The 24,522-nt window shown below is 69.9% G+C and carries 24 protein-coding genes and 1 tRNA gene; 8 read left to right on the top strand and 17 right to left on the bottom strand.

The window, feature by feature from the left end:
- Positions 1–59 precede the first annotated feature (59 nt).
- Complete coding sequence (locus tag ABS78_RS05135) at positions 60–1,496, bottom strand: PLP-dependent aminotransferase family protein (protein WP_293375708.1); 1,437 nt, start codon at positions 1,494–1,496, stop codon at positions 60–62.
- A gap of 229 nt (positions 1,497–1,725) precedes the next feature.
- On the opposite strand from ABS78_RS05135, the gene ABS78_RS05130 reads away from it, so the two are divergent.
- Positions 1,726–3,216 (top strand): sigma-54 dependent transcriptional regulator, encoded by a 1,491-nt coding sequence (locus tag ABS78_RS05130; RefSeq protein WP_293375706.1) that lies wholly within the window; start codon positions 1,726–1,728, stop codon positions 3,214–3,216.
- 55 nt (positions 3,217–3,271) lie between these two features.
- Here the strand turns inward: ABS78_RS05130 and ABS78_RS05125 are convergent, their stop codons facing one another.
- The 4 genes from ABS78_RS05125 to ABS78_RS05110 all read right to left on the bottom strand — a co-directional run bounded on the left by ABS78_RS05125 (position 3,272) and on the right by ABS78_RS05110 (position 5,566).
- Entirely contained in the window at positions 3,272–3,961 is a 690-nt protein-coding gene (locus tag ABS78_RS05125; protein ID WP_293375704.1) for a ribonuclease T, read from the bottom strand.
- Between the two features lie 52 nt (positions 3,962–4,013).
- Positions 4,014–4,901, bottom strand: coding sequence for a hypothetical protein (locus ABS78_RS05120; RefSeq protein WP_293375702.1), 888 nt, complete (start codon positions 4,899–4,901; stop codon positions 4,014–4,016).
- Between the two features lie 81 nt (positions 4,902–4,982).
- Positions 4,983–5,300, bottom strand: coding sequence for a hypothetical protein (locus ABS78_RS05115; protein WP_293375700.1), 318 nt, complete (start codon positions 5,298–5,300; stop codon positions 4,983–4,985).
- On the bottom strand, positions 5,297–5,566 hold the full coding sequence (locus ABS78_RS05110) for a DUF2312 domain-containing protein (protein WP_293375698.1): 270 nt from the start codon (positions 5,564–5,566) through the stop codon (positions 5,297–5,299). Before ABS78_RS05110 ends, ABS78_RS05115 begins: the two co-directional genes overlap by 4 nt.
- 128 nt (positions 5,567–5,694) lie before the next feature.
- On the opposite strand from ABS78_RS05110, the gene folE reads away from it, so the two are divergent.
- Positions 5,695–6,285: a GTP cyclohydrolase I FolE gene (gene folE / locus ABS78_RS05105; RefSeq protein WP_293375696.1), complete on the top strand. Its 591-nt coding sequence runs from the start codon at positions 5,695–5,697 to the stop codon at positions 6,283–6,285.
- A gap of 93 nt (positions 6,286–6,378) precedes the next feature.
- On the opposite strand, the gene ABS78_RS05100 is transcribed toward folE, so the two are convergent.
- Positions 6,379–7,032: a PEPxxWA-CTERM sorting domain-containing protein gene (locus tag ABS78_RS05100; RefSeq protein WP_293375694.1), complete on the bottom strand. Its 654-nt coding sequence runs from the start codon at positions 7,030–7,032 to the stop codon at positions 6,379–6,381.
- Between the two features lie 293 nt (positions 7,033–7,325).
- Between ABS78_RS05100 and ABS78_RS05095 the strand changes: the two genes are divergently transcribed.
- Positions 7,326–7,415 (top strand) — tRNA-Ser (locus ABS78_RS05095).
- Positions 7,416–7,509: 94 nt separating this feature from the next.
- Here ABS78_RS05095 and ABS78_RS05090 read toward each other — a convergent pair.
- The 9 genes from ABS78_RS05090 to ABS78_RS05050 form a co-directional block, all read right to left on the bottom strand.
- Positions 7,510–8,622 carry an acyltransferase gene (locus tag ABS78_RS05090; protein ID WP_293375692.1) on the bottom strand — a complete coding sequence of 371 codons (1,113 nt, stop codon included), beginning with the start codon at positions 8,620–8,622 and terminating at the stop codon, positions 7,510–7,512.
- Between the two features lie 106 nt (positions 8,623–8,728).
- Complete coding sequence (locus ABS78_RS05085; protein ID WP_293375690.1) at positions 8,729–9,877, bottom strand: hypothetical protein; 1,149 nt, start codon at positions 9,875–9,877, stop codon at positions 8,729–8,731.
- A gap of 112 nt (positions 9,878–9,989) precedes the next feature.
- A complete protein-coding gene (locus ABS78_RS05080; RefSeq protein ID WP_293375688.1) occupies positions 9,990–11,060 on the bottom strand; it encodes a PepSY-associated TM helix domain-containing protein in 1,071 nt (356 codons plus the stop codon).
- Positions 11,060–13,195 carry a TonB-dependent receptor gene (locus ABS78_RS05075; RefSeq protein ID WP_293375686.1) on the bottom strand — a complete coding sequence of 712 codons (2,136 nt, stop codon included), beginning with the start codon at positions 13,193–13,195 and terminating at the stop codon, positions 11,060–11,062. The genes ABS78_RS05080 and ABS78_RS05075 overlap by 1 nt, the downstream gene beginning before the upstream one ends.
- Before the next feature lie 84 nt (positions 13,196–13,279).
- Entirely contained in the window at positions 13,280–14,470 is a 1,191-nt protein-coding gene (gene mhpT, locus ABS78_RS05070) for a 3-(3-hydroxy-phenyl)propionate transporter MhpT (protein ID WP_293375684.1), read from the bottom strand.
- A gap of 135 nt (positions 14,471–14,605) precedes the next feature.
- Complete coding sequence (locus ABS78_RS05065) at positions 14,606–16,264, bottom strand: peptide ABC transporter substrate-binding protein (protein ID WP_293375682.1); 1,659 nt, start codon at positions 16,262–16,264, stop codon at positions 14,606–14,608.
- A gap of 45 nt (positions 16,265–16,309) precedes the next feature.
- Complete coding sequence (locus ABS78_RS05060) at positions 16,310–16,582, bottom strand: usg protein (protein WP_293375680.1); 273 nt, start codon at positions 16,580–16,582, stop codon at positions 16,310–16,312.
- Between the two features lie 170 nt (positions 16,583–16,752).
- Positions 16,753–17,190: a Dps family protein gene (locus tag ABS78_RS05055; protein ID WP_293375678.1), complete on the bottom strand. Its 438-nt coding sequence runs from the start codon at positions 17,188–17,190 to the stop codon at positions 16,753–16,755.
- A gap of 17 nt (positions 17,191–17,207) precedes the next feature.
- Complete coding sequence (locus ABS78_RS05050) at positions 17,208–17,423, bottom strand: DUF2061 domain-containing protein (protein ID WP_293375676.1); 216 nt, start codon at positions 17,421–17,423, stop codon at positions 17,208–17,210.
- Positions 17,424–17,617: 194 nt separating this feature from the next.
- On the opposite strand from ABS78_RS05050, the gene ABS78_RS05045 reads away from it, so the two are divergent.
- Together ABS78_RS05045 and ABS78_RS05040 are read left to right on the top strand one after the other, a co-directional pair.
- Positions 17,618–18,880: an LLM class flavin-dependent oxidoreductase gene (locus ABS78_RS05045; RefSeq protein ID WP_293375674.1), complete on the top strand. Its 1,263-nt coding sequence runs from the start codon at positions 17,618–17,620 to the stop codon at positions 18,878–18,880.
- 12 nt (positions 18,881–18,892) lie between these two features.
- A complete protein-coding gene (locus tag ABS78_RS05040) occupies positions 18,893–19,672 on the top strand; it encodes an alpha/beta hydrolase (RefSeq protein WP_293375672.1) in 780 nt (259 codons plus the stop codon).
- Between the two features lie 59 nt (positions 19,673–19,731).
- On the opposite strand, the gene ABS78_RS05035 is transcribed toward ABS78_RS05040, so the two are convergent.
- Positions 19,732–20,310 carry a class I SAM-dependent methyltransferase gene (locus ABS78_RS05035; RefSeq protein ID WP_293375670.1) on the bottom strand — a complete coding sequence of 193 codons (579 nt, stop codon included), beginning with the start codon at positions 20,308–20,310 and terminating at the stop codon, positions 19,732–19,734.
- A complete protein-coding gene (locus ABS78_RS05030; RefSeq protein ID WP_293375668.1) occupies positions 20,307–21,641 on the bottom strand; it encodes an amino acid permease in 1,335 nt (444 codons plus the stop codon). Before ABS78_RS05030 ends, ABS78_RS05035 begins: the two co-directional genes overlap by 4 nt.
- Positions 21,642–21,856: 215 nt before the next feature.
- Between ABS78_RS05030 and ABS78_RS05025 the strand changes: the two genes are divergently transcribed.
- From ABS78_RS05025 to ABS78_RS05015, 3 genes are all read left to right on the top strand, one after another.
- Positions 21,857–22,423: an alpha-ketoglutarate-dependent dioxygenase AlkB gene (locus ABS78_RS05025; RefSeq protein WP_293375666.1), complete on the top strand. Its 567-nt coding sequence runs from the start codon at positions 21,857–21,859 to the stop codon at positions 22,421–22,423.
- A gap of 64 nt (positions 22,424–22,487) precedes the next feature.
- Complete coding sequence (locus ABS78_RS05020; RefSeq protein WP_293375664.1) at positions 22,488–24,125, top strand: hypothetical protein; 1,638 nt, start codon at positions 22,488–22,490, stop codon at positions 24,123–24,125.
- A gap of 226 nt (positions 24,126–24,351) precedes the next feature.
- On the top strand, positions 24,352–24,474 hold the full coding sequence (locus ABS78_RS05015) for a hypothetical protein (protein ID WP_293375662.1): 123 nt from the start codon (positions 24,352–24,354) through the stop codon (positions 24,472–24,474).
- The last annotated feature ends 48 nt before the right edge of the window (positions 24,475–24,522 follow it).

Below are 24,522 nucleotides of genomic sequence, written 5' to 3'. Positions count from 1 at the left end.
GCCCCGCGCGCCGGCCCCCGCAAGCCTGTCGCGGCGGAACGCAGGCGGCGGGCGCCGCCTCAGATGACGGCGCCGGCGGTCAGGCGGGGCTGGCCCGGCGTCGGCCGCAGGCGAGCGTAGGCCTGGGCGAGCCTGCGTGCGGCCTCGGCGAGATCCTTCGGCGGCAGCGTATAGGGCAGGCGCACGAAGCGCTCGAAGGCGCCGTCGACCCCGAAGCGCGGCCCGGCGGCCAGCCGTACGCCGAAGCGCTCCGACGTCGCGGCCAGCGCGTTGGAGACAGGGGCGGGCAGTTCGGCCCAAAGGGACAGGCCACCCGCCGGGCGGGTGACGCGCCAGTCGGGCAGATGGGTGCGCACGGCGGCCAGCAAGGCGTCGCGCCGTTCGGCCAGCATCGTGCGGCGGGCGGTCAGCGCCGGTTCGTCGTCGGCCAGCAGGCGGGCGGCGGCGAGCTGCTCCAGGATCGGGGTCCCGAGGTCCAGCGACACGCGGCGCGCAGCCAGAGCCTGGATGGTCGCGGCGTCGGCGCGGATCCAGCCCAGGCGCAGGCCGCCCCAGAAGCTCTTGCCCATCGATCCCAGGCGCACCAGGCCCTCGGGCTCCTCGAAACCGTAGGGCTGCACGGGCCCGTCCAGGGCGAGGTCGATCAGGGTTTCGTCGAAGACGGCGACGGTGCGCGAGGCCGCCGCCGCCGCCGCGATGGCGGCGCGCGTATCGAGGCCCATCCACTGGCCGGTGGGGTTATGGAAATCGGGGATGAAATAGGCCAGCCGCGGCCCCGCCTGGCGGAGGGCGGCGGCGACGCCGTCCACATCCCAGCCCTGGCCGGGCAGGCCCACCGGGACCGGGCGGCAGGAACTGCGCTGGATGGCGTCGATGGCGTGCGGATAGGTGGGATGGTCGATCACCACCCGGTCGCCCGGCCCGCAGGTCAGCCGCAGCATCAGGGCCAGGGCGTGCTGCGCCCCGCTCGTGACCATGATCTGGTCGGGATGCGTCGGCAGGCCGCGGCGGCCGTAGCGCGCGGCGATGGCGGCGCGCAGCACGGGCAGCCCCAGCGGCAGGTAGCCGTGGTTCGACAGGTGCGCCGGAAAATCGCCCAACGCCGCGGCGAACGCCTGGGGCACCACCTCGGAGGCCGGCGGCGCGGCGGCGCCCAGGTCCAGCAGCCCCTCGGTCGAAGGACCCAGCATCAAGGGGCTCGAGCCGCGATCGCCTGGGCCGGCGGGCAGGCGCGTCCGTGCGCCGGCGCCCTGGCGGCGTTCGAGGAAGCCGTCGTCCCGCAAGCGGGCGAGCGCGGCGGTCACGGTGGTGCGGCTGATCTCCAGGGTCGCGGCCAGTTCGCGTTCGCCCGGCAGCACCACGTCCAGCGGCAGGCGGCCGTCGAGGATCAGCAGCCGCAGGCTGTCGGCGAGCTGGCGATAGGCCGACCCACGCTCGGCGCGCCACGCGCCGAGCAGGCGGCTGAGGGAGGCGGGACCGATCCGGCGCGGGCTCATGGCGCCACATGGCGCCAAAGTGGACCGGAATCCAGGGGCCACTTTTCGGGCGGCGGCCTTGGCATACCTGCACAGGAGCGCCGGGGTGGGGGCCGACTTGGAAACCACGCCCGTTAACGCCTGACTCAGGGTTGCGAAACGCCGCCTTTACCCTTGCCCTGTACCAAAGGGGGACAAGAACGAGGCCTCGCCCAGAACAGGCGAGAGCCCAATCGGTGGGTGTTTTCATATGGCCAAAACGGTCCTGGTCGTCGACGACGACCCGACGCAGCGCCGCCTGATCCAGGCGGTTCTCGAACGGGAAGGGTTCGCGGTCGCTCACGCCCAGAGCGGCGACGAGGCGATCCAGCATCTCAACGCCGGAGCCGGCGTGGACGTCATCCTTCTCGACCTCGTCATGCCCGGCATTCCCGGCCAGGACGCTCTGGTCGAGATGCGCGCGCGCGGCTTCAACCAGCCGGTCATCGTGCTGACCGCCACGGGCGGGATCGACACGGTCGTGCAGGCGATGCAGGCCGGCGCCTGCGATTTCTTCGTGAAGCCCGCCAGTCCCGAACGCATCATCGTCTCGATCCGGAACGCGCTCTCGATGGGCTCGCTCCAGCGCGAGGTGGACCGGCTCAAGAAGCATGCGAACGGCCGCACCACCTTCGACGACCTGATCGGCGCCTCGCCGGCCATGCTGATGGTCAAGCGTCTGGGCGAGCGCGCGGCGAAGTCCTCGATCCCGATCCTGATCACCGGCGAGAGCGGTGTCGGCAAGGAGGTGATCGCGCGCGCCGTCCACGGCTCGTCCGACCGGGCCGGCAAGCCCTTCGTGGCGGTCAACTGCGGCGCCATCCCCGAAAACCTGGTCGAGAGCATCCTGTTCGGCCACGAGAAGGGCAGCTTCACCGGCGCCACAGACAAGCATCTGGGCAAGTTCCAGGAGGCCAATGGCGGCACCCTGTTCCTGGACGAGGTGGGCGAACTGCCGCTGGACATCCAGGTCAAGCTTCTGCGCGCGCTGCAGGAGAGCGAGATCGACCCGATCGGCGCCAAGCGTTCGATCAAGGTGGACGTGCGCATCGTCTCGGCCACCAACCGCGACCTTTCCCAGGCCGTGGCCGAAGGCCGGTTCCGCGAGGACCTCTACTACCGCCTGAACGTGTTCCCGATCGAAGCGCCGGCGCTGCGCGAGCGCAAGGACGACATCCCCGCCCTGCTGGACGCCTTCGTCCGTCGCTTCAACGTGGAGGAGGGCAAATCGGTGGTGGGCGCCGCGCCGGAGACCCTGGCGTGCCTCTCGGCCTACGACTGGCCGGGCAACGTGCGCCAGCTTGAAAACGCGGTCTATCGCGCGATCGTCCTGTCCGACGCGCCCTATCTTCAGCCCTACGACTTCCCGGCGATCTCGGGTGTCGCGGCTCCGCCACCCGAGTTCGAGACGCCGGTAGCTCCCGCAGCGTCCACGCCGGCCCTGCCGACGCCATCGACGGACGGCGGAGTCCCGGCTGCGGACCAGCCTGTGCGGATCCTGGACGGGCGGGGCCATCTGCGGACTCTGGAAGAGATCGAGCGCGACCTCATCCAGCTCGCCATCGAGGTCTACGCCGGCCATATGAGCGAAGTGGCCCGACGTCTCGGCATTGGCCGCTCCACCCTGTACCGCAAGGTCCGCGAGCAAGGCCTGGAGGGCCTGGTCAAGGGCGCCGGCGAGGCGGACGCCGACGCCGCCTGAGTCGGCGGGCGGCTCACTTTGTGGCCGTTCGTGCCTTTCGTGACTGCCCGACCTTCTACGCCCGTCGGGGGGTGATGCGTACGACGACGCCGTCGGGCGTTCCGACGCCGCGCGGGCAGGCGGTGGGACGGTACGTCAGGTCGTAGCAGATCCCCACTTCCTTCAACCGGTTGCCGGCGGCGACGCGGACCTGGAGCGCGGCGCGTGGAATGCCGGGGTTGGCGGCGACGAAGGCCTCGCGGATCTGGCCCGCGGTCATTGTGGGGGCCGCGAGGCGCGGAGGCCGCAGTTCGGACCAGAGGGCGGCGGTCCGGTCGAAATAGGCCTCGGCGCTGCGCCAGCCGCAGGCGCCGTGCGCGGCCCACTGATGCTGCATCAGCGTCGGCGAGGGCGTCATGCAAAGCCGGCGGCGAACGGTGGCGGCGTCCAGCGGCGGCGCGGGCGCGCAGAAGCGCGGATTGGGCCCACGGCTGGCGCTGGGCCACAGGCCGTGGACGATGAACCCGAAGCTGTTGTCCTGGCACTGGAGGCGGTCGGACCGTCCCCGGCACCATTCCGGGGACCAGCTCAGGGCGAGCTGATAGTGATCTGTTCGCGTACGCGAAACCTCGTGGGCGGGCGTGGGCCGGGCCGGCGCCGGCTCCACCCGCGCGGGGAGGCGACAGGTCTGGTCCGTCGTGGCGGCGTCCGCCGCGGCCGACATCGCGAGCGCCATCGGTGCGACGAGGAGAATCCTCAGGGTCATGCCCCGAAAGAAGGCCGGGATCGCAGGGCCTGACAATAGGGCGCGACGATTGTCAGGGGATGACGATGACGCCCCGACGACCCGAGGTGACGCTTCCCTGGCCCGGTCCGGCCTGGGCGACATGAAGGAGGTCGGCGTCGCGGTCGGCCTGGCGGCGGCGTTTCATCCGCGCCAGGGCGTTGCGGGCTTCCGTCTGCGCCTCGGCGGTGGCCCTGGGATTGCCGGCGGCCAGTTCCAGCCAGGTCATGGCTTCGGCGAGATTCTTCGGGGCGCCGTCACCCTCGGCGTAGGCCCGTGCGAGCCGGATCTGTGCGTCGGGATCGTCCCCCAGTGCGCGGACCCGAAGCACCGCCAACAGCGGCGATGCGGAGGCGTCCACGGCCGGCTCCGCCGCGACGTCGACCTCCGGGGCGCGGGCTGTGCGGCGAAGCCCTTCGGTCACGACGGGAAAGCCGGGGGTCACGTCGGCGCGATGCGATCGGGACGGGGTGTGTCGGGCCTGGAGGATCGGCGGCCATCCGACCGGACCGGTCGCGCGCAGATCGAAGGACCAGGGTTCCAGATGGAGATGCGCCCCCTGGGTCCCGTGGGCGCCCTTGGGCTGGTAACGGGCGAAGGGCGCGCCGGCGCGCCGCAGGCGTTCCGCCGCCTCATGCGGGCTGAGGCCGGCCACCACCAGATCATAGGCGCCCGGCGCGGCCGGGGTGCCCAGGGAATGGCGCGACACGCCGCCCGGGCGAACGGTGGCGGCGCCCTGGGCTCGGAGCTGATCTTCGCGTTCGGGGGTGCGATAGCCGCCGGTCATCCGCCACGCGCCCGGGCCGAACACCTCGTCCATGATCGCGGCGAAGCGGGCGTGCGCACCGCCGCTCTGCGCCGCGGCGGGACCCGCCAGAAGGCACAGCGCCAGCGCCGCCATCAGGGTGTTCCGGACCGTCAAGGCCTCTCCACACGCCACCATCCGCGCCAGCTTAGCGCGCGGGCGCCGAAGACTTGGTGAAAGAGGCCGGTTAACGCGCGTTCAGGTCTTCGGCGGGCGCCGCCGGGCGGGGCGGCCCGGCGCAGCGACGCCCTTGGCCTTGGCGGTGATCTCCTTGAGTTTGCGGGCCTGCATCAGCGAGAGCGCCTGGCCGGGCGCGCCCTTCTCGGGATCGCCGAAGGCGCGGCCGTAGGTCTTCACCCGCTCGCCCACGTCGGTGAGGAACTCGCCCTCCCAGTCGGAGAGTTCGACGCCGGCCTTGTCGGCGGCGCGGCGGGCGCGTTTCAGGGCGTTGAGGGCGGCGCGCCGGGTCGCCGCCTTCCGGGCCTCGAGGGGCGAAGCGGGAGGCTTCTTCCTCAAATCTCTCCGATCGCCGAGAGATAGAGGTCGAGGATCGCCTCCTCTTCCTGGCGCTTGGCGCGGTCCTGCTTGCGGATGCGGATGACCTTGCGAAGGACCTTGACGTCGAAGCCGTTGCCCTTGGCCTCGGCGAAGACCTCCTTGATCTGCTCGGCGATCTCGGCCTTTTCCTGTTCGAGCCGCTCCACGCGCTCGATGATGCTCTTGAGCTGTCCCTGGGCGGTCGCGTTCAGGACGTCGGAGTGGGCGGTCGCGTCATCGGCCATGGCCAAGCCTTTAAACTGGATGTGAGGGGTCGGAAAGGCGCGGAACCTAGTGATCCCGGCCCAAGCTGTCACGCACCTCTGAACCTTGGCCGGGGCCGTTCGTTTGAGACTTTGAAGCCGGAGGAACGATGGCTGAGGACAAGACGGGCAAGCCCACCGAGGCCGACGCCCTGGCCGCGGTGCGCACGCTGATCGAATGGGCGGGCGACGACCCGGATCGCGAGGGCTTGCTCGACACGCCGCGTCGTGTGGTGAAGGCCTATGGCGAACTCTTCGCCGGCTATGGAACCGATCCTCGCGCTTACCTGGAGCGCACCTTCGAGGAGGTGGGCGGATACGACGAGCTGGTGCTGCTCAAGGACATTCGCGTGGTGAGCTTCTGCGAGCACCACATGCTACCGTTCCTGGGACGCGCGCACGTGGGCTACCTGCCGAACGATCGTGTGGTGGGAATCTCGAAGCTGGCCCGCGTGGTCCACGGCTTCGCGCGGCGACTGCAGATCCAGGAAAAGCTGACCGCCGAGATCGCCGAGGCGATCCAGGAGGTGCTCAAGCCCAAGGGCGTCGGTGTCGTCATCGTCTCCGAGCACAGTTGCATGACCATGCGTGGCGTGAACACGCCAGGTTCGAAACTCACCACGAGCACTCTGCTGGGCGACGTCCGCGACGATCCCCGCACACGCCAGGAGTTCTTCGACCTGGTGCGCAACGGCGACTGACCCAAGACGAGAAACCCCCCGCCGGGCTCTGGCGGGGGGTCCTGGAAGCGTCGGCCGGGGAGAGAAGCCGGCCGACGGGCACACTCGGAATGCTTACGCGAAGGTCGCGCCCACCATGCGGCGACGCTGACGCAGCACCGCGCCGGCGGCGCCGAAGCCCATGATCATCATGGCCCAGGTGGCCGGTTCCGGCACAGCGGCCACGGCGGCGTTGTCGACTTCGAACGAATTGGCGCCCGAACTCAGGATGACCTGCTTCACCACGGCGCCGCCGAAGCTGAAGTTGACCCGGGCGCCCCAGTTCCAGTCCTGGCTGGAGTCGCCGCCGAACAGGTTGGCGCCGGAGACGGTTTCGTCGAACCCGTCGCCGATGAAGCGGATCGAGTTGTAGGTGTCGGGCGAGCCCATGTAGAGGCTGAAGGCCTTGAAGCCCGAGGCCGAGGTGAAGGTCGCCGTGGCGGCGCCGGGGACCGTCAGATAGTTGGTCGAGTTGTTCGGCAGAGTGCCGGAATAGCCGGCGTCGCCCTCGCCCACGCCCACAGTCGCACCGTTGAGTTGCAGGGTGTAGCCCGCCAGCAGCACGGCCTCGGGGTTGCCCGGGTCGTTGAAGTCGGCCAGCAGCACCTGGCCGGTCGGCAGCAGGTCGGGGTCGAAATAGCTGGTCACGTTCACCGAGACCGCGGCGGACGCCGTGCCGGCGATGGCCGAAACGGCGACGGCGGCGAGCAGGAGATTGCGGATCTTCATTTTTTCAGGTCCGTGTCATTGAGCCGGCCCCCCAGCGGAGCCCGTTCCGGTTTGAGACAATACGCGTGCACTTCGGCCGCCACGCTGCACGGGCCGTGCCAGATGGCGTTGTTACGGTGAAGTCGTGGGGGCGGATGCGCGAGCCGCCAGAGTTCATCGTCGGGCGCCGGGTTGGAGTGGGCCGGGTCGGGGCGGAACGCGGGTGACGATCCGCCGCTTGCCCCCCGCGGATGGATGGGTTAGTTCCGCCGCTCGCTCAGCCGGCGCGGTGACCCCGCGCCGCGCAGCCCGTCGGAGAGGTGGCTGAGTGGTTGAAAGCACCGCACTCGAAATGCGGCATACTCGCAAGGGTATCGAGGGTTCGAATCCCTCCCTCTCCGCCACGATTCCAAGGTTGGCTCTTCCTGGCTGATGGCCCGACCAGCCCGGCTGGGAGATGCTTGGCCTGCGAGAGGGGCGTCGCCAGCCTGTCACGCCCTATGTCCGTGCGGCGGAAGCGAGCCGGCCGCCGCTGAGGAGCTTCGCCGCGCGCGGCGCTGCGGCCTGGAGGCCGGCGCCCAGGAGCCGTGTCGCCGCCAGGACGAGCAGTGGCTGAAGCAACAGGAACGCAGGATAGAGGGGCGATCCCAGCGGCCCGGTCAGCGCCCCGATCGCCGGTCCCGTCAGCCACATCAGGATCAGGTGGGAGCAGAACATCAGGAAAGCGTAGGGTTCGAGGCGCAGAAGGGTGTCGGCGGCCCGGCTGGTCGCGAGGCGCCAGGCGAGTGACCAGAAGAACAGCGCGGTCGTGAATCGCGTCGCCAGATCGACGGCGGCCAGCAACGCGGGGTGATCGACACCGGCGTCGATCCCGGACGTCTTCAGCCAGACCTGGAGACCGGCGAGGACGACATAGGCGATCGTCACCCGGCGCAGGGGCGTGGTCGCCAGAGGAATCGCGAAGCCGTGCCGGCGCGCCAGGATTCCGAGGATGAAGAACAGGAGGATCGAGGGGCGCAGCAACAGCAGGAACGAGATGCTCGACAGTGACCAGGCGAGCGTGATGCCGGCGACCGCCAGCAGTGCGGGGCTGGGCAGCCGGACCAGTCCGAGCGCCAGCATCATGCAGACGAAGAGGTCGCGCAGAAACGGCGTCTGGACGTTGATATCGTTCGGGGTGGCCAGGCAGAAGAGTTCGTCGATCGTCCACCACCAGCTCGACGGCGTCGGGGCGTGAATCCACCCGGCGAAGGCCGCTCCCGACACGAGGATCATCGCCAGGGCGTTCCAGAGGACCATCGGCGCGACGATCGAGCGCGCCTTGTCGGCGAGGAACGTCTCCCATCCCCGCCGCGCCAGCGACGCGGCGACCAGCCACCCGGCGATGATGCTGAGAAGGGGGACCGCGCCCCGGCCCAGGAGTTCGATCAACGCCCACCGCATCAGGCCTTGCGACGTATCATTGAGCCGGGCCAGGGCCGCGCCGTCCAGTCCGGTCCAGGCATGGACGTAGACGATCCCCAGGACGCACAACACGCGCGCGACGCCTATGGCGGCGGAGAGGCGGCCATCCTGACCCTCGGGCGGCGTGCGGGAAATGAGGGGCTCCAAGGCTTGCCATGCGGTCTGGGGCCGGTCATGCCGGACGAGACGGGGTTTGCCGGAGACAGCGGGCCGAAGTTTGGCGGTCCCAAGCTACGGGAAGGGGCGGCCGACGCTAGAAGTCGCAGCCTGCTGTGCTCCCGCGCGCGGGATGGCGACCGTCCAACGACAGCGTGGCGCTGTAGAAGCTCATGGCGGCGCCGGTGGGCGCAGTCCGCTGGCTGACCGTGACCGTGAACGGCGCCCGGCCCGAAAGGACGCCCGCGTAGCGCCGTTCGCCTTCGCCGACGCCCTGCTTCTCGCACGCCATCTCGGTGACCTGGACGCCGCGCGTCCGCAGCGCGCCCACCACGTCGTAGGGGATTTCCGCGCCGGTCGCGTTCCATGAGACGCCGATGCCCGTGGGCGCGCCGACGCCCTCGACGAACGCCTCGAGCCCGCCCAGACGGCCGGTGGCGAGCATGCCCCGCGGAGCCTGGGCCGCCCAGCGCACGCCGGTCATGCGGGCCTTGAGTTCGGCGGCGGACGGCCGCTGTCCCGGAGCCGGCAGGGCGGCGATCAGCGCATCGGCCGCGGGACGGGACGCCACGATATGCTTCCAGCGATCGCCGCACTCCTCGTCGGCCCAGCGGGCGGCGCCGGCGTCGCGGGTGATCAGCTCCTTCCGGCAGCGCGCGAGGAAGGCGGTCTCGGTCTCGCCGGCCGGGGCTGCGCCCGAGGCGCTAACGGCAGGCGCTGCGGCGGCCGCAGGACCGGCGCGGTCGGCGTCGCTCACCGAGACACCGGCGCCGAACGACTGTCCGTTCCACACGAGCTGGGTGGCGCATTGCGTCGTCGGGCCCGCGCCCGCGCCGCAGAGGGCGCCGCGGCGGGCGATCTGGATCTTGGTCGGCGTTCCCGCCAGCACGCGGAAACCGATGAGCTTGTCCGAGAACACGCGCGGGGCCTGGCCGCTGGGGTTGGTGACGAAGATGTCCACCCGCGCCTCGCCGTTCTCGCGGAACAGGTTGGGGCGGCCGGTACAGACGTAGTCGCCTTCCGAAACCAGATAGTCAGGCCGCCGATCGCCGGTGAAATCCTGCGCCACGATGAACCGCCCGCCTCCCGGCTGGCCTCCGGCGGCGCGGCATCGCGCCTCCAGGCCCCGGAGGTGATCCATGACGATGGACGGAACGCGCGGCTGGGGCTGGGCGGCCGCCGGGAGGGCGACGGCGAGGCCGGCCGCGACGAGGCTCGCTACGGCGAAGATCGAGATCGGACGCATACGCTGGACTCCTTGCCCCCATCCTGCCCCGGCTTGGCCGAGCTTGAAAACAAGCGCCGCCCTTGCGGCGTTCACGATGGTGTCAGGCGCGGGCGACACGGTCCTCCAGACCTCACGCCGGGGCAAGCCGGCGTTTCGGTGTTCGCCGGGTGAACCAGAACGTCCAGACCGTCAGCGTCCCGAAGGCGCCCAGTGCGAGACCGCACAAGGTGATGACCAGGCGATAGGGCAGGCCGCCGACCTTGGCCGCATGGACCGGATAGAGGGCGTTGTAGGCCTGGGCCCGGGGCGCGAGCTTCAGCGCGTCGCGGACGTGGGCCAGTTCGCCCGTGTCGGCGGCGAACCAGAGCGTGGTGCGCCCGTTGGGCAGCCATTCCCGAGGTTGTCGCATCCTGAGGCTGACATAGCCGGCGTCGCCGCGCGGAAGGGAGAGTATCCGCACCTCGGCGTCGGGATAGAGCTCCCGCGCCGTGGCGATCATGCCGGCCCAGTCGGGGGCGTCGGCCAGGGCGGCCTTGTGCGGCGGCGGTGGTTTGAACGCGGCGGTCACCTCGGCGGCGGCGCCGGGGCCGAGGACGAGATCCGCGACGGGCCGGAAGATCATGATGGTCCCGGTGATCAGCGAGACTGCGAGGATCGGCGAGAGCAGGGCGCCCCAGTCGCGGTGATGGCGCAGGATGGGGAAGCGCGCCATCCGTTTCGGCCAGGCCCGGAATTCGAAGCTCCGGCGTAGCGGCCACCACAGGATCAGGCCCGTAACCACGAAGCCCAGCCCGGCCAGGCCGGCGACACCGGCGGCGATCTCGCCGGTGTCGCCGGAGAGAAGGTGGTGATGCAGGTCGAACAGCCAGGCCTCGGGGCGCTCCCACTTGTCCGCCCAGCGCGCCACCACGGTCCCGTCCTGGCGGGCGTAGCCGCCTCCGCCGTCGGAATAGCTCAGGGTGTCGAGGCCGAAATCGCGGGTGGCGAAGACGATGCTGCGCGGGCGCGTCTCCGGATCGGCCAGCAGCCGTTCGGCGGCGGCGGCGAGGGCGGCCGTATCCTGCGCCTGGGCGTCGCGCACGCCGGGCACGCCGATCCAGGCGTCCTTGTGGGCCAGGACCGCGCCGCTCAGCCCCAGCACCGCCAGCAGGAGGCCGATCAGGCCGCCGGTCCAACGGTGCAGGAGGTCGACAAGCCGCATCAGAAGCGGCGGTCCCACGACAGGGTGAGCGTGCGGCCGCGGCCCGAGAAGAAGCGGGCGTTGTTGGTCGGCTGCGTCGTGTCGGTGTTGTAGTCGATGTAGTACTCGTCCAGCAGGTTGGCGACAGCCAGCGTCACCGCCCCCCAGGCTCCGCCGTCATAGCGCACCGAGGCGTCGACCAGGGTGTAGCCTTCGAAGTCGTTGCGCGGGTCCGAGCCGTCGAAGCTGCGCGGAATGTAGCGGCCCACCTGAAGCCGGGTGGTCCAGTCGCCGCGGACATAGTTGGCCGACGCCGTGAACCGGTCGGGGCTGATGTTCGCGCCGTCCAGGTCGATGTCGACGCGGCCGTCGCCGTTGGAGTCGGCGCGACCCTTCAGGTCGGCGTAGCCGGCCTGGACCGTCAGGCCCTCTATGGGGGTGCGTGCGGTCACGTTCAGTTCCAGCCCTTCGATCTCGACCCGCTGGCGCTGGACCTCGAAGACCGTGCCGACCAGGACCAGGAGTTGGCCCCTGGTGCTGGTGGACCAGAAGTAGCCGGCGCTGGCGCTGATTCCGCCGCGGTTGAACTCCAGCCCCACCTCCCGGTTGTTCGAGACGATCGGGCTGATATCGAGATAGTCGTCGATGTCGATCCCATTGACGTTGATCGAGCGCGTGATGCGGCCGACGTCGGGAACGGTGTAGCCCTCGGCGTAGCTGACATAGGCCCGGACGCCCCTGACCGGCTCGACGATCACCCCGGCGTTGAACAGGGGGTCGGAGAATTCGGGCGCGCCTCCCGAGACGAAGCGCGAGCCGTAGGAGGCCAGGGTCGTGAAGTCGTCCACCTTGATGCGGACCTTCTCGTGCCGCAGGCCGCCGGCCAGACGCAGCTTGCGGTCGAACAGCGCGAGGTTGCCCTGCACGAAGGGCGCGATGCTGCGATAGTCGGTGGGCGGCACCCAGGCGCGGTCGGTGAGGACCAGGGCCTGGACGGTGCGGTCCTTCAGCAGGTCCAGCCCCAGAGTGGCGGTCAGCGCCTCCAGGCCGGGGACCTCGCGCTCGTAGCTGAACTTGGCGCCCAGCTTGCGCGAACGGTTCTCGGACTGATCCAGCAGCGTGCCCAAGGGCGCGAAGCGGGGGTCCTGGAAGGTGGCGTTGACGTCACCGCCGAAGAGGTCGTGCGTGCGGTTCCAGAACGCCTGCGTCGACAGGTGGCCGCCCCAGACGTCGTCGTCCACATACGACAGCGCCGCGCTCTCGGTGCGGCTCCGGGCCGCCTTCGTGGGCTGGACCCCGCGGACCGAGGTGGAGGGAACGCCCGTCGCGCGGTTCCCCGCGACGCTCACATAATCGCCGTCGCCCGCGATCTGGAAGCGGCTGAGGATCAGGTCGACCCGGCCGGTTTCGCGCGGGACGTAGCCGAGACGGCCGAAAAGCGACCAGCTGTCGCTGTCCTGGGTCTCACCCTGTGCGGCATCGAAGCCGACGCGGCGGCCCTTGCCGTCGTAGTAGGCGCCGCGGCTTTCGAAGGCGGCGCCGAAGGTGGCGTCGAAGGCGCCGCCCTTCCAGCTCGCGAGACCCGCCGCCTTGTGGCCATAGCCGTCGCCGTGGAAGCCATTGTCGGCGAGGGCCTGGACGAGCGCCCGACCGGAGAAGCCCTCGTCGCGCGGCGCCCCGACCGTCACCTGGTTCACGATCCCGCCGGCGCCGCCGATGCCCTGGAGGGCGTTGGAGCCGTAGATCACCTCCACCCGATCCACGAAGAACGGGTCGATGGTGAAGCCGTCGCGCGAGCCGTCGCGCAGCGGCGTCGATTGCGGGATGCCGTTGATGGCGTACAGCGGCGAGCGGCCGCGCAGGGTTTCGCCGGCGCCCGACATCTTCTGCCGCGTCGGCGAGAACGACGGCGTGAGGGCCGCGACCGCATCGACGACCGAACCCGAGATCGTCACCTGCTGATCGAGCGCCGACTTGTCGATCACCTCGATGGTCAGCGGCAGGGCGTTGGCGGGCAGGATGGTCCGCGCCGCGGTGACCACAACCTCGCTGATCTCGCGCCCCGGCGAGGCCTCTTCCGCCAGCGCGGGCGTGACCAGGACGGGAGTCGCGAAGGCGGCGCCGATCAGGGCGGTGAGAGATGTGGTCGTGCGCATGCGATCCCCGATGGATTTCGAGGGGCGGCTATAGCGCGCAGTTATATGCGAGTCATTCGCATTCTTGTTCGCAGGACGGGTCGATCAGTCGGCGCCGTTCCTCGCCGCCCGGGCCAGGAGCAGCAGGACCAGGGCTGCGCCGAGTCCCACGGGCGCCATCGACATGAAGACGTCGCCCGGCGAGGCGCCGGCCCCGCGCAGTTCGCCGGCGATGAGCGGCCCGAAGATCGATCCGAGGCGGCCGACCCCGACAGCCGCACCCGCGCCGGCCGCGCGCAGATGGGCGGGATAGAGCATGGGGGCGACGGCGTAGAGCGCGAACTGGGCGCCCAGGACCAGGAACCCCGCGGCGGCCGACAGCGAAAGGATGCTGGCCGGTGAGTTCGCCCAGGCCAGCCCCGCCATCGCCGCCGCCAGCGCGAGGTAGGACGCTGCGAGCGGCCAGCGCCAGCCCCACCGGTCGGTGATCGCACCCATCGCCAGCGAGCCCACGACCCCGGCGGCGTTGAAGGCCATGGCGGCGGCGAATCCTTCCGACGCGGGCAGGCCCTTGTCGATGACCAATGTCGGGAGCCAGTTCAGCGCCAGATAAAGGACCACCAGGGTCAGCATGAACGCCAGCCAGACCAGGACCGTGGGCGCCGCGCGGCCGTCCGTGAAGAGGGCGCGGGCCAGGTTGCGATCGGCGTCCGGGTCGTGGGCGGGACGCGTCTCGGGCAGGAACCTGAGGATCACCGGGATCAGCAGCAGGGGCGCGAGCCCGCCCGCGACGAAGATCATCCGCCAGTCCAGTTCCTCGCCCGCGAGGCGCGCCACCAGGGCGGCGATCGCGCCGCCGACCGGCATCCCGCAGAACATGGCCGCCACCGTCGCGGCGCGTCGCTCGGGTCGGGCGATCTCGACCGCCACGGCGATGAGGTTGGGCATGGCGCCGCCGAATCCGAGGCCCGTGGCCAGCCGCGCCCACAGCAGGGTCTCGTACGAGCCGGCGGTCGCGGTGACGATCGAGAACACGCCGAACAGGGCGACCGAGCCCACGAGCACAGGCTTGCGTCCGAAGCGGTCGGCCAACCAGCCGCCGGCGAAGGCGCCGATCACCAGGCCGATCATGGCCGCGCTGCCGCCCCACCCGAGCTGCGAGGGATCGAGCCCAAGCTCGGGCGCCATCTTCGGCGCGGCCACGCCGAAGGCCTGGATGTCGTAGCCTTCGATGGCCGCGATCAGGAAACAGACGAAGACGACCAGACTCGCGCCGGCCGCAGACCCCTTCACCACCTCGGCGCCCCCTGTGCTCAGCCCTCGGGCTCAGACCGTGCGCACCATGGTCGGCGCGCAGACCTCTGTCATCCCAATCCGTCCTTCGGGATTACGCAGGACGCGCCGGAAACCCTGTGGCCGCGGATGCGGGCCTCAACGATCGAGGCAGAGCCAGCGCGTGCGGTGATAGTTGGGCGGGTTGTCCACCCAGCCGGTCACACGGGGACTGACGAGGTTGCGGTTCACCACGAAGAAGATCGGGATGGTGGCCTCGTCATCCAGGACGAGCTGCTCCGCCTCCGCCAGGATCCGGGCGCGGCGCTCGAGATCGGGTTCGTTGTCAGCGGCCAGGAGCAGCGCGTCGTAGGCGGGATTCTTGTAGTCGCCGTAGTTCTGGGCGCCCGTGTCGGACTTGAAGAGTCCCAGGAAGGTGGTGGGGTCGTTGAAGTCGGCGAACCAGCTCATCGAGCCGACCTGGAAGGCGCGGTTGCGATAGGCGGCGAAGGCCACGCCCGCCTCGTTCTGCTCCAGCTTCACCTCCACGCCCACGGCCCGCCAGTCGGCCTGTACGGCCTCCATCAGCAGAAGGGTGTCGGTGTTGTTGGCGGAGGTGATGGTGATGCGCAGCGGCCGCTGCGCGGTGAACCCGGCCTCGGCCAGCAGGCGCCGCGCCTCGGCCTGTCGCTCGGCGTAGGGCATTCCCGCCCACCTGAGGCGCGGCCCGTCCGTCTGCACATGGCCCGCCGTGATCGGCGGCACGAACGAATAGGCCGGCTCCTGGCCCGCCCGCAGCAGCTTCTCGGTGATGAACTCGCGGTCAACCGCCATCGACAGCGCACGGCGGACCCGCACGTCCTTGAAGGCCGCCACGTCGCGGGTGTTGAACGACAGGTAGGACACGGCCAGGGCCACGCCGGTGCGGGCGTAACCCGGCATGGTCTGTTGCAGCCTCGGATAGCGGTTCGACTGGAAACGGGTGTTCAGGTCCAGTTCGCCGCGGGCGACCCGCCGTTCCGCCGTCACGACGTCAGGCGTCGGGTAGTAGTTCACCCGGTCGAGGCAGACCTTGTCGGCCTCCCAGAAGTGAGGGTTCTTCTCGACCGAGATGTGGTCGCCCAGGCGCCAGGTCACCAGCCGGTACGGGCCGTTGGAGACGTAGCGGCCCGGACGCACCCAGTCGTCGCCGTACTTCTCCACCACGTGTTTGGGCGCAGGATAGAAACTCTGGTGCTTGAGCATTTCCGGCAGGTAGGGCGCGGGATGTTCGAGGGTGATCTCGACGGTGCGCGGATCGAGCGCGCGCACGCCCAGGGCGCCGAGCGGCGCCTTGCCTTCGTTCACCGCCTGGCCGTTCTTCAGGAGGTACAACAGGTAGGCGTAGATCGACGCGGTCTTGGGATCGAGCGCCCGCTGGAGACCGAAGACGAAGTCGTCCGCCGTCACGGGAACGCCGTCCGACCACTTCGCCTCGCGCAGGTGGAACGTCCACACCAGGCCGTCGGGCGTCGTCTCCCAGTGGGTGGCCGCTCCCGGCATGGGCGACGCGTCCGGCGCGTCGGTGGTCAGGCCCATCATCAGGTCGCTGATGATGGAGGCCTCGTCGACCAGGTTGGCCTTGTGCGGGTCGAGCGTCTGGGGCTCGGAATTGTTGCCGTACTCCAGGCAGATCTGGCCCGTCGGACAGTCTACGCGCTGGGGGGCGGTGTCGCAGCCGGCGAGCAGCAATGCGGCGCAGAGCGCGGCGAGGAGTGGCGCGGCGAGGAGCGGCGCTGCGGAGGCCTGGGGGGGCGCGAGGGCGACGGGAAACTTCACGGCGCCATCACTCCATGCGGATTCGGCGCTTGTCGAGCGCGGTGCTCAGTTCAGGCGGAACTCGGCGCCGATCGCCTTGAGTTCGGCCGGCCGGATCAGGCGGTTGTGGCCCACCGTCACCCGAAACAGCGGCCCGTCCAGCGTACGCGCCCAGAAGCCCAGGAATTTCCGCAGCGTGGGGAACTCGGGGAACAGGTCGTAGTCCTGCCAGACATAGCTCTGCAGCAGGCTGGGGTGGTCCGGCATCCGGTAGAGTATTTCGGCGGTGGTGAGGCCGTAGCCTTCCAGTTGCCTGCGGAATTGGGGCGACGCCTTCATGTGAGATCTCGTGTTCCGACGCGTGGCCGGGCTCCGGCCGCGGCCTTCGGCACACTAGAGCTGAGTCGCCGTGAAAGTTCTATGAATACAGATAATTAGCACTCATCCGGAAGCGCTGCTGCCAGCCCTCCCCTTGGAGGGCCGCAGTTCGCCTGCGGCCCTCCGGCGACTCATCCCAGCGTCGCGCGGATCATCCAGGCGTGCTTCTGGTGGGCGTCGACGCGGTCGTCGATGACGGCGGCCGTCACGTCGTCCGCGTCCTCGCGCGCCGCCTTGGCCGAGGCGATCAGAGCCTCATGGTCGGCGAGCAGCTCCTTCAGCATGGCGTCGGCCGACTTGGTCGGATCGCCGTCCTTGATGTCGGAGAGCTTGCCGAAGGCGGCGTAGCCCTGAGGCGCCAGGGCGCCCAGCGCCCGGATGCGCTCGGCGATCACGTCGATGGCCGCCCACATCTCGGTGTAGTGCGTCATGAACAGGCTGTGCAGCGACGAGAAGTTCGGGCCGCGGACGTTCCAGTGATAGCCGTGGGTCTTCAGATAGACCGCGTAGGTGTCGGCGAGCAGCTTCGAGAGGCCCGCGGCCACCTTTTCCTGTTTGGCGTCGGCCATGATCGTCTCCTTCGGGTTCAACGGGCGTTCGCCCGGACCGTCACCGGCGCGCGGCGGGTCCGGGCGTGGTTCCAGGCGCGTTCATGCAGAACGAATGCGACGGTCTGGAATATCGGTTCGATGAGGCCTACCGCCAGGGCGGCCTGCCAGTTGCGGGTGAGCGCATAGGCTACGGCGATGGCGACGGTCATGTGAACCACCGACCAGCTCGCGGTCTTCATGGCGATCTGCATGTCGTCCTCCTTTGGATGGCGTCTCAGAGGTAGGACGCGAAGAGGAACAAAACAAATCGATCTTTCCAGAAAACAACATCGACAATTACTATGAACCTTTCGGCGGCGCCCGTGACGGGTTGGCGCGGGGGCCAGATGGGTTATCGTCGTTCAGCGATCTCGCGACAGACGGGACGCTGACGGAGGATCGGCCCATGAAGTTCACCTGGTTCAACCTGATGCCGTGGCCCTATCTCCCGGAAGATTTCCGGGAGAAGAACCGTTCGGTCTGGGTCGACATCGACCAGCGCCTGTTCGACCCGGCCCGGAGCCACGAGGTCTACAACACCTACATGGATCTCCTCGAATACGCCGGGACTCTGGGGTTCGACGGCATCGGGGTGAACGAGCACCACCAGAACGGCTACGGCATCATGCCCAGCCCCAACATCATCGCCGCGGGCCTGGCCCGGCGGACGACCGATGCGGCGCTGGTCGTGCTGGGCAACTCCATCGCCCTCTACAACCCGCCCGTCCGCGTGGCCGAGGAGTTCGCCATGCTGGACTGCATCTCGGGCGGGCGGCTGGTCGCGGGGTTCCCCGTCGGCACCTCGATGGACACCAACTACTGCTACGGCCAGATCCCGAGCCTGACCCGCGAGAAGTACCAGGAGGCCCACGACCTGATCATCAAGGCCTGGACCGAGCGCGACCCGTTCGCCTTCAACGGCCGCTACAACAAGCTGCGCCATGTGAACATCTGGCCGCGGCCCATCCAGCAGCCGCATCCGCCGATCCACATCCCGGGCGGCGGCTCGGTCGAGACCTACGACTTCTGCATCGACAACACCTACAGCTACTCCTACCTCAGCTTCTCGGGCTACCTGCGGGCCAAGGCGCTCATGCAGGGCTACTGGAACCGGGTGGAGGAGCGGGGCGCGCCGGACAAGAGCCCCTATCGCGCCGGCTTCGCCCAGACCATCTGCGTGGCCGAGACCGACGCCGAGGCGAAGAAGCTCTACGAGCAGCACGTCAGCTACTTCTACAACCGCTGCCTGCACGTCCATCCGGGCTTCGCGGATGCGCCGGGCTACCGGACGATCAAGACCATCCAGAGCGGGGCGCTCTCCCAGTACGCGCCGCCGGTGGGCGGCTATTCGCAGCTCTCCTGGGAGGAGCTCACCGAACAGGGCCACGTCATCGCCGGCTCGCCCGAGACGGTGCGTCAGCGCATGGAGGACCTGATCAAGGGCCTGCACGTCGGCAACATCTTCTGCCTGATGCACGTGGGCGACATGCCGGCCGACAAGTGCATGTATTCCACCCGACTCTTCGCCGAGAAGGTGATGCCGCATCTGCGGAACATGTTCCCCGACTACGCCGACGACGACCGGTTCTGGTGCAAGCCGCTGCCGAAGCTGGCCAAGGCCGGTTCGCTGCCGGCCGAGCCGGCCCGCGCCCCGATCCCGGCCGAGTGAGGAGGACGTCCGATGTTCGAAGCGAAGACCATCCAGACCCATCAGGTCCCCGTTCGCTGCCTGGTGGGCGGCGCGGGACCTGATCTCGTGTTCCTGCACGGCGCGGGCGGCGTCACGGCCGACGACCCCCTGCTGGCCGAGCTCGCGAAGACCCATCGCGTCCACGCGCCCCTCGTCCCCGGCTACGGCGACTCGGACGAGGCGCCCGAGATCCGCGACATGCTGGACTTCACGCTCCACACCTGGGACGTGGTCGCTGCCCTGGGCCTGAAGGACCCGATCCTCGTCGGCCATTCGATGGGCGGCATGATCGCGGCCGAGATGGCGGCGGTGCAGCCGAACGACGTCTCGCGCCTCGCGCTGATCGCGCCGGCGGGACTATGGGACGACGACCATCCGATCCCGGACCTCTTCGCGACCCTGCCCTACGAGATGCCGGCGCTCCTGTTCCACGACGCCGAGGCGGGGGCGGCCATGCTCACCGCGGGGCGCAATGTGACCGATCCGGGATTTCTCCAGACCTACCTGGTGACGAACGCACGCCAGCTCGGTATGGCCGGCCGCATCCTGTTCCCCATCCCCGAGCGGGGCCTGGCGCAGCGGCTGTACCGCATCCGGGCGAAGACGGTGATCGTCTGGGGCGACTCCGACCGCCTGATTCCGCCGGTCTACGCCCACGGCTTCAAGAAGGGGATCGCGGGCGCCGAACTGGTCTCGATCCCCGAGGCCGGCCACATGGTCGGTCTGGAGCGGCCGAAGGCGGTGGCCGAGGCGATCAGTCGTCTGGGATAGGCTTGCGGCGCGTGAGAGGTTAGTCGAGTACCGGCTCGAGCGGCCATTCCCGGCGTGTCTCAGTCGCGCCCAACCTTGCCGGGCACGCGCCACAGATAGATGCGGCCGCCGTCCTCGACATCGACGGTCTTTTCGGGCTCCCAGTCGCCCATGTCGAAGGCGTGGCTGACGATCCGGGTGCCGGGCTTGAGCTCCAGCAGTCGCGGCATCAGCTTCACGTTCAGGCTGGGCAGCAGGTAGAGGGTGATGACCGTCGCGTCCTTGAAGTCGGCGGTGAACAGGTCCTCGTTGCGGAACTGGACGAGCTGGGCGACGCCCTCGGTCTTGGCGTTCGCGTTGGCCTCGGCGATGCGCTCGGGGTTGATGTCGATCCCCACGCCCCGGACGCCGAACTTCTTGGCTGCGGCGATCGGGATGCGCCCGTCGCCCGAACCGAGGTCGTAGAGCACGTCGCCCGACTTCACCTCACCCAGCGCCAGCATGGCCTCGACGGTGTTGTGCGGTGTCGGCACATAGATGACGTCCGGCGTCCGCAGCGGCGCTGAACCCTGCGGCTGGGCCTGCGCCTCGACGATGCTGGGGGGCGCCTGGCAGGCGATGAGGGTCAGGGCCGCGGCGGCGAGCGCATACGCTTTCAACGGGGCGTCTCCTTGTTGTGCAGGGGGATCATGAGCAGCCCGCCCAGAGCCAGGATGGCGAGACCCAGGAGGGCCCCGCGCCCGGTGTAGGCCAGGCTGGAATACAGCAGATATGCGTTGGTCAGCACGAACAGCGCCGGCAGGACGGGGTAGAGCGGCACGCGGAAGGGCCGCTCGGCGTGTGGCTCGGTGCGGCGCAGTCGGAACAGGGCCACGCCGACGAGCAGGAAGAAGCTCCAGAAGACCGGCGCAGTGTAGTCCACTGCGAGCTGGAAGCCGTCCCGAGCGAAGGCGCCCAGGCCCACCAGGGCCAGGGCGGCGGCGCCCTGGACGATCAGTCCGTTGCGGGGTGAGCCCGAGGTCTCGTCCCAGCGGCCGAAGATCGCCAGCCGCGGATGGTCTCGCCCCAGGGCCCAGGCGGTGCGCGCGCCGGTGAACACGGTGGCGTTGGCCGAGGTGAGGGCGGCGACCGCCACGAAGGCGCTGATCAGGCCGGCGCCCAGGGGACCGAACGCGAGTTGCATGACATCGGCGGCCACGGCCTGCGACCCCGCCACCCCGGCCAGGCCCAGGGCCCGCAGGTAGGCGGCGTTGACGAGGAGGTAGAGGATCGTGATGAAGCCCAGGCTGAACATCAGCACCGGCGCCATGCGTCGGCGCGCATCCTTGAGCTCGGCCGAGACATAGGCCGCCTCGTTCCAGCCGCCGAAGGTCAGCAGGACGAACACCATCATCAGGCCGAAGGCGCCGCCTTCGCTCGTCACGATCTGGGGCGCCGCCGCCGGCGCGATCAGCAGACCCGCGACGATCACCGCAGTCAGCCCGGCGATCTCGGCCAGGGTCAGCCAGAACTGGGCCTGGGCCCCCGCACGCACTCCCACCCACTGGACGGCCGTGATCGCGATGACGGCGCCGGCGGCGTAGAGCGCCGAGGAATAGGGCCCCAGCGACAGAATCTGGCTCGCGTAGTCGCCGAACACGAAGGCCAGCAGCGCCACCGAGCCGGTCTGGATCACCGACAGCCGCGCCCAGCCATAGAGAAAGGCCAGCCGCCCGCCGAACGCCCGCTTCAGGAAATGATAGTCGCCGCCAGCGCTGGGAAAGGCCGAGGCCAGTTCCGCGTAGCAGAGCGCGCCGACGATGGAGATCAGGCCGCCGGCGATCCACGCGACATAGACCATGGCCTCGCTGGACGCCGCGCCGGCCACCAGCGACGGGGTGCGGAAGATCCCGGCCCCGACCACGATCCCCACGGTGATGGCGATGGCGTCGCGCGCTCCTAGCGTGATGCCGGGCGCTGCCCCGGGACCGGGCGGTGCGGCCTTGTCCATACGCAACCTCGCTCGCGGACAGGCCGCTGTTCCGATTGGCGGTCGAGGGCCGCGGAAGGTCAACGCCGCAACGGCCGTCCCGTCGCTGGGTCAAGATCACGGCTGCGTGACCCCGCAAGGGCGTCGCCCCTCGGCGGCGCTCCCGCGCGTCGGCCGACTCGTCGCCTGAGGATCCAGGCGCGGGGTGTCTTCCCGCCGCCCCGGCGCACGCCCACATGCGCGGGATGAATCTCTTCGACGACCTACCGTGCGGCCCCGATGGCTTCTCCTACCGGGCCGACTTCATCTCGGCGCCCGAGGAGGCGGCGCTTGCGGTCCGGTTCGCCGAACTTCCGTTCGAACCCTTCCGCTTCCGGGGCGTCTCGGCGCGCCGCCGGGTCGTGAACTTCGGCCGACGCTATGACGGCGCGTCCGGGCGACTTGCCGATGGAGGCCCGATCCCGGACTGGCTGGAACCCCTCCGCGCCCGCGCCGCCGCCTTCGCGGGTCTGCGACCGGCCGAACTCGTCCATGTTCTGATCAACGAGTACCGGCCCGGCGCGCCGATCGGGTGGCATCGCGACCGGCCGGTGTTCGACCGCATCGTCGGCGTCTCGCTGCTTTCGCCGGCGATGATGCGGTTCCGTCGGCGGGCCGCCGACGGCTTCGAGCGGATGCAGGCGCCGCTGGCCCCGCGGTCGGCCTATGTCCTGGCCGGATCGGCGCGCATGGACTGGGAACACAGCCTTCCCGAGGCCAAGGCTCACCGCTACTCCGTCACGTTCCGCAGCCTGCGCGACTGAACGCGCGCGGCGCATGGTTGCGGGCCTTTCGCAACTCGTGTCGGATGTGGTGGCGGAGGGGCGCATGACCATACTGGATATCCTGCTCATCGCCGCGCTGGCGGCGTTCGTGGCGGTCTGGTGGATCCGGCGGACGCCGCATCGCGGACGTTGGCTGACCGTCCTGGCGGGCGCCGCTCTCGTCGTGGGCCTGGCCGGGATCTGGGACGATCGGTGGCAGGCGGGCGCGGGTGTGGTCGCCGCCGCGGTTCTGCTGCTGGGGCTGCTCGCCAGCCGGCTTCGCAGGACGCCGCCGAGGACCGGCCTGCCGTGGGTTTCGGGACCGCTGGTCACGTTGCTCGCCGCCGCGGCCGTGATGGCTCTGGTGCTGTTCCCCGTCTGGCCGCTGCCGAAGCCGGCGGGACCGCATCCGGTGGGCGTCCGCAGCTTCGAGGTGACCGACCCCGGCCGTCCCGGATTGATCGCCGCGCGGCCCGATGAGCCCCGGCGCCTGCTGGTGCGGGTGTGGTATCCGGCGAGTCCGGTCAAGGGCGCGCGGCCCAGGGCCTATTTCTCCGACACGGAGGCCCGGCATACGGCCCGTACGCTCGGCGCGCTCGTGGGCTTCCCGCCGTTCTTCACCTATGTGAAGCACGTCCGGACCCACAGCTACGAGGATGCGCCGCTGCTCGCCGGCGCGAAGGGACTGCCGACCGTCTTCTACAGCCACGGCTACACCTCGTTCCTGGCCCAGAACACGGCGCTGATGGAGCACTTGGCCAGCCACGGCTACGTGGTCGTCTCGGTGCAGCACACCTACGATTCATCGACCACGGTGTTCCCCGACGGCGACGTGGCGCCCGCCGATCCCGAGCTGTTCCGGCTGGCCCGCGAGGAATCCCCGGACGCCCAGGAGACCGCCGCGCTGCAACGCCGGGCCATCGGCGGGGCCACGCTGGACGACCGGCTGGATGGCTATCTCCGGCTGCGCGAGGCCGCGCTGGCGGGCCGGGGGGACCGCCTGCTCAAGAGCGGCGTGATCTGGGCCGCCGACCGGATGCTCGTCCACGACAGGCTCCAGGGCGGGGACGTCCCGGCCCCGATCCGCGAGATCGCCGCCGCCGCCCGGCTGGATAGGGTGGGCGAGATGGGCATGTCGTTCGGCGGCGCCACGTCGGGCACGGTCTGCATCCTCGACCCGCGCTGCGGGGCGGGCGTCAACCTGGATGGCGGCGATTTCCCGTTCCAGGCGTTCGGCCGGGACATGCCGGTCCCGTTCCTGATGTTCCATTCGGACCTGACGGGCCTGTCCCGGCAGCTCGGCGCCGAGGTCGAAGGTCCGGCGCACAGCTTCAACGAATTCTCCTACGAGAGCTTCGGTGGGGCGGGCGCCAAGTCCGACCTCTATCGTGTGCAGCTCCGCGAGTCGAAGCACCTGGGGCTGTCGGACTTCTCGCTGTTCGTGCGAAGGCCGGCCCGCGACGCGCTGTTCGGATCGACGCCGGCCCGCGTGACGATCGGCGCCCAGAACGACTTCGTGATGGGGTTCTTCGATCGCCATCTGCGCGGACTCGCCAACGGCTTCCCGCAGGGGCAGATGGAGGCCTATCGCGACTGGGTCACGCCGCTGACCGGAGACGCGGTCCGCGACTGGTGGGCGGGCAAGACCGAGGCCGAGCGCGAGGCGATCGAGGCGCGTATCGCCGCGGCCCGCGGCGACTGACCAAGAGCCGGCCCCGCTGTGCTCGCCCGGCGTTTCCACCGTCGCGGGAGCGCAAGCTCCGCACGCCACGAAAGCGCGGCGGCGCCGGATGCGCGCAGTCTGCACAAAAAACGCATAGCGACCGTGCGAAATCGCTGATCATTCATAAACCGAAGCAGTGCTATTCCCTGGGTCGTCCACACGGACACCCCCGCTCCCCACGGGGTCCCAGGAACCCAAGACCGCATTGAAACGCTCTCTCGCCATGACGAACCTGATCCGCACCGCCGCTCCGCCCCTCCTGATGACCGCCATGCTGGCCCTGATCGTGGGCTTTGCGACGCTCGGGATGTCGGGCGTGGCGGCCTGATCCGCCCCTCCCGAGGCGGCCGCACCCCATCGGCCGCCGACCCCAGGG

The sequence above is a fragment of the Phenylobacterium sp. SCN 70-31 genome, assembly GCF_001724605.1.
Classification (GTDB): domain Bacteria; phylum Pseudomonadota; class Alphaproteobacteria; order Caulobacterales; family Caulobacteraceae; genus Phenylobacterium.
Note: the sequence above shows the minus strand (reverse complement) of the source record. Positions and strands in the feature narration are given on the sequence as shown.

Coding starts and splice junctions, on each gene's coding strand:
- ABS78_RS05135 (WP_293375708.1), bottom strand. CDS start 1,496: ATGAGCCCGCGCCGGATCGGTCCCGCCTCCCTCAGCCGCCTGCTCGGC.
- ABS78_RS05130 (WP_293375706.1), top strand. CDS start 1,726: ATGGCCAAAACGGTCCTGGTCGTCGACGACGACCCGACGCAGCGCCGC.
- ABS78_RS05125 (WP_293375704.1), bottom strand. CDS start 3,961: ATGACCCTGAGGATTCTCCTCGTCGCACCGATGGCGCTCGCGATGTCG.
- ABS78_RS05110 (WP_293375698.1), bottom strand. CDS start 5,566: ATGGCCGATGACGCGACCGCCCACTCCGACGTCCTGAACGCGACCGCC.
- folE (WP_293375696.1), top strand. CDS start 5,695: ATGGCTGAGGACAAGACGGGCAAGCCCACCGAGGCCGACGCCCTGGCC.
- ABS78_RS05100 (WP_293375694.1), bottom strand. CDS start 7,032: ATGAAGATCCGCAATCTCCTGCTCGCCGCCGTCGCCGTTTCGGCCATC.
- ABS78_RS05085 (WP_293375690.1), bottom strand. CDS start 9,877: ATGCGTCCGATCTCGATCTTCGCCGTAGCGAGCCTCGTCGCGGCCGGC.
- ABS78_RS05080 (WP_293375688.1), bottom strand. CDS start 11,060: ATGCGGCTTGTCGACCTCCTGCACCGTTGGACCGGCGGCCTGATCGGC.
- ABS78_RS05075 (WP_293375686.1), bottom strand. CDS start 13,195: ATGCGCACGACCACATCTCTCACCGCCCTGATCGGCGCCGCCTTCGCG.
- ABS78_RS05060 (WP_293375680.1), bottom strand. CDS start 16,582: ATGAAGGCGTCGCCCCAATTCCGCAGGCAACTGGAAGGCTACGGCCTC.
- ABS78_RS05055 (WP_293375678.1), bottom strand. CDS start 17,190: ATGGCCGACGCCAAACAGGAAAAGGTGGCCGCGGGCCTCTCGAAGCTG.
- ABS78_RS05050 (WP_293375676.1), bottom strand. CDS start 17,423: ATGCAGATCGCCATGAAGACCGCGAGCTGGTCGGTGGTTCACATGACC.
- ABS78_RS05045 (WP_293375674.1), top strand. CDS start 17,618: ATGAAGTTCACCTGGTTCAACCTGATGCCGTGGCCCTATCTCCCGGAA.
- ABS78_RS05040 (WP_293375672.1), top strand. CDS start 18,893: ATGTTCGAAGCGAAGACCATCCAGACCCATCAGGTCCCCGTTCGCTGC.
- ABS78_RS05030 (WP_293375668.1), bottom strand. CDS start 21,641: ATGGACAAGGCCGCACCGCCCGGTCCCGGGGCAGCGCCCGGCATCACG.
- ABS78_RS05025 (WP_293375666.1), top strand. CDS start 21,857: ATGCGCGGGATGAATCTCTTCGACGACCTACCGTGCGGCCCCGATGGC.
- ABS78_RS05020 (WP_293375664.1), top strand. CDS start 22,488: ATGACCATACTGGATATCCTGCTCATCGCCGCGCTGGCGGCGTTCGTG.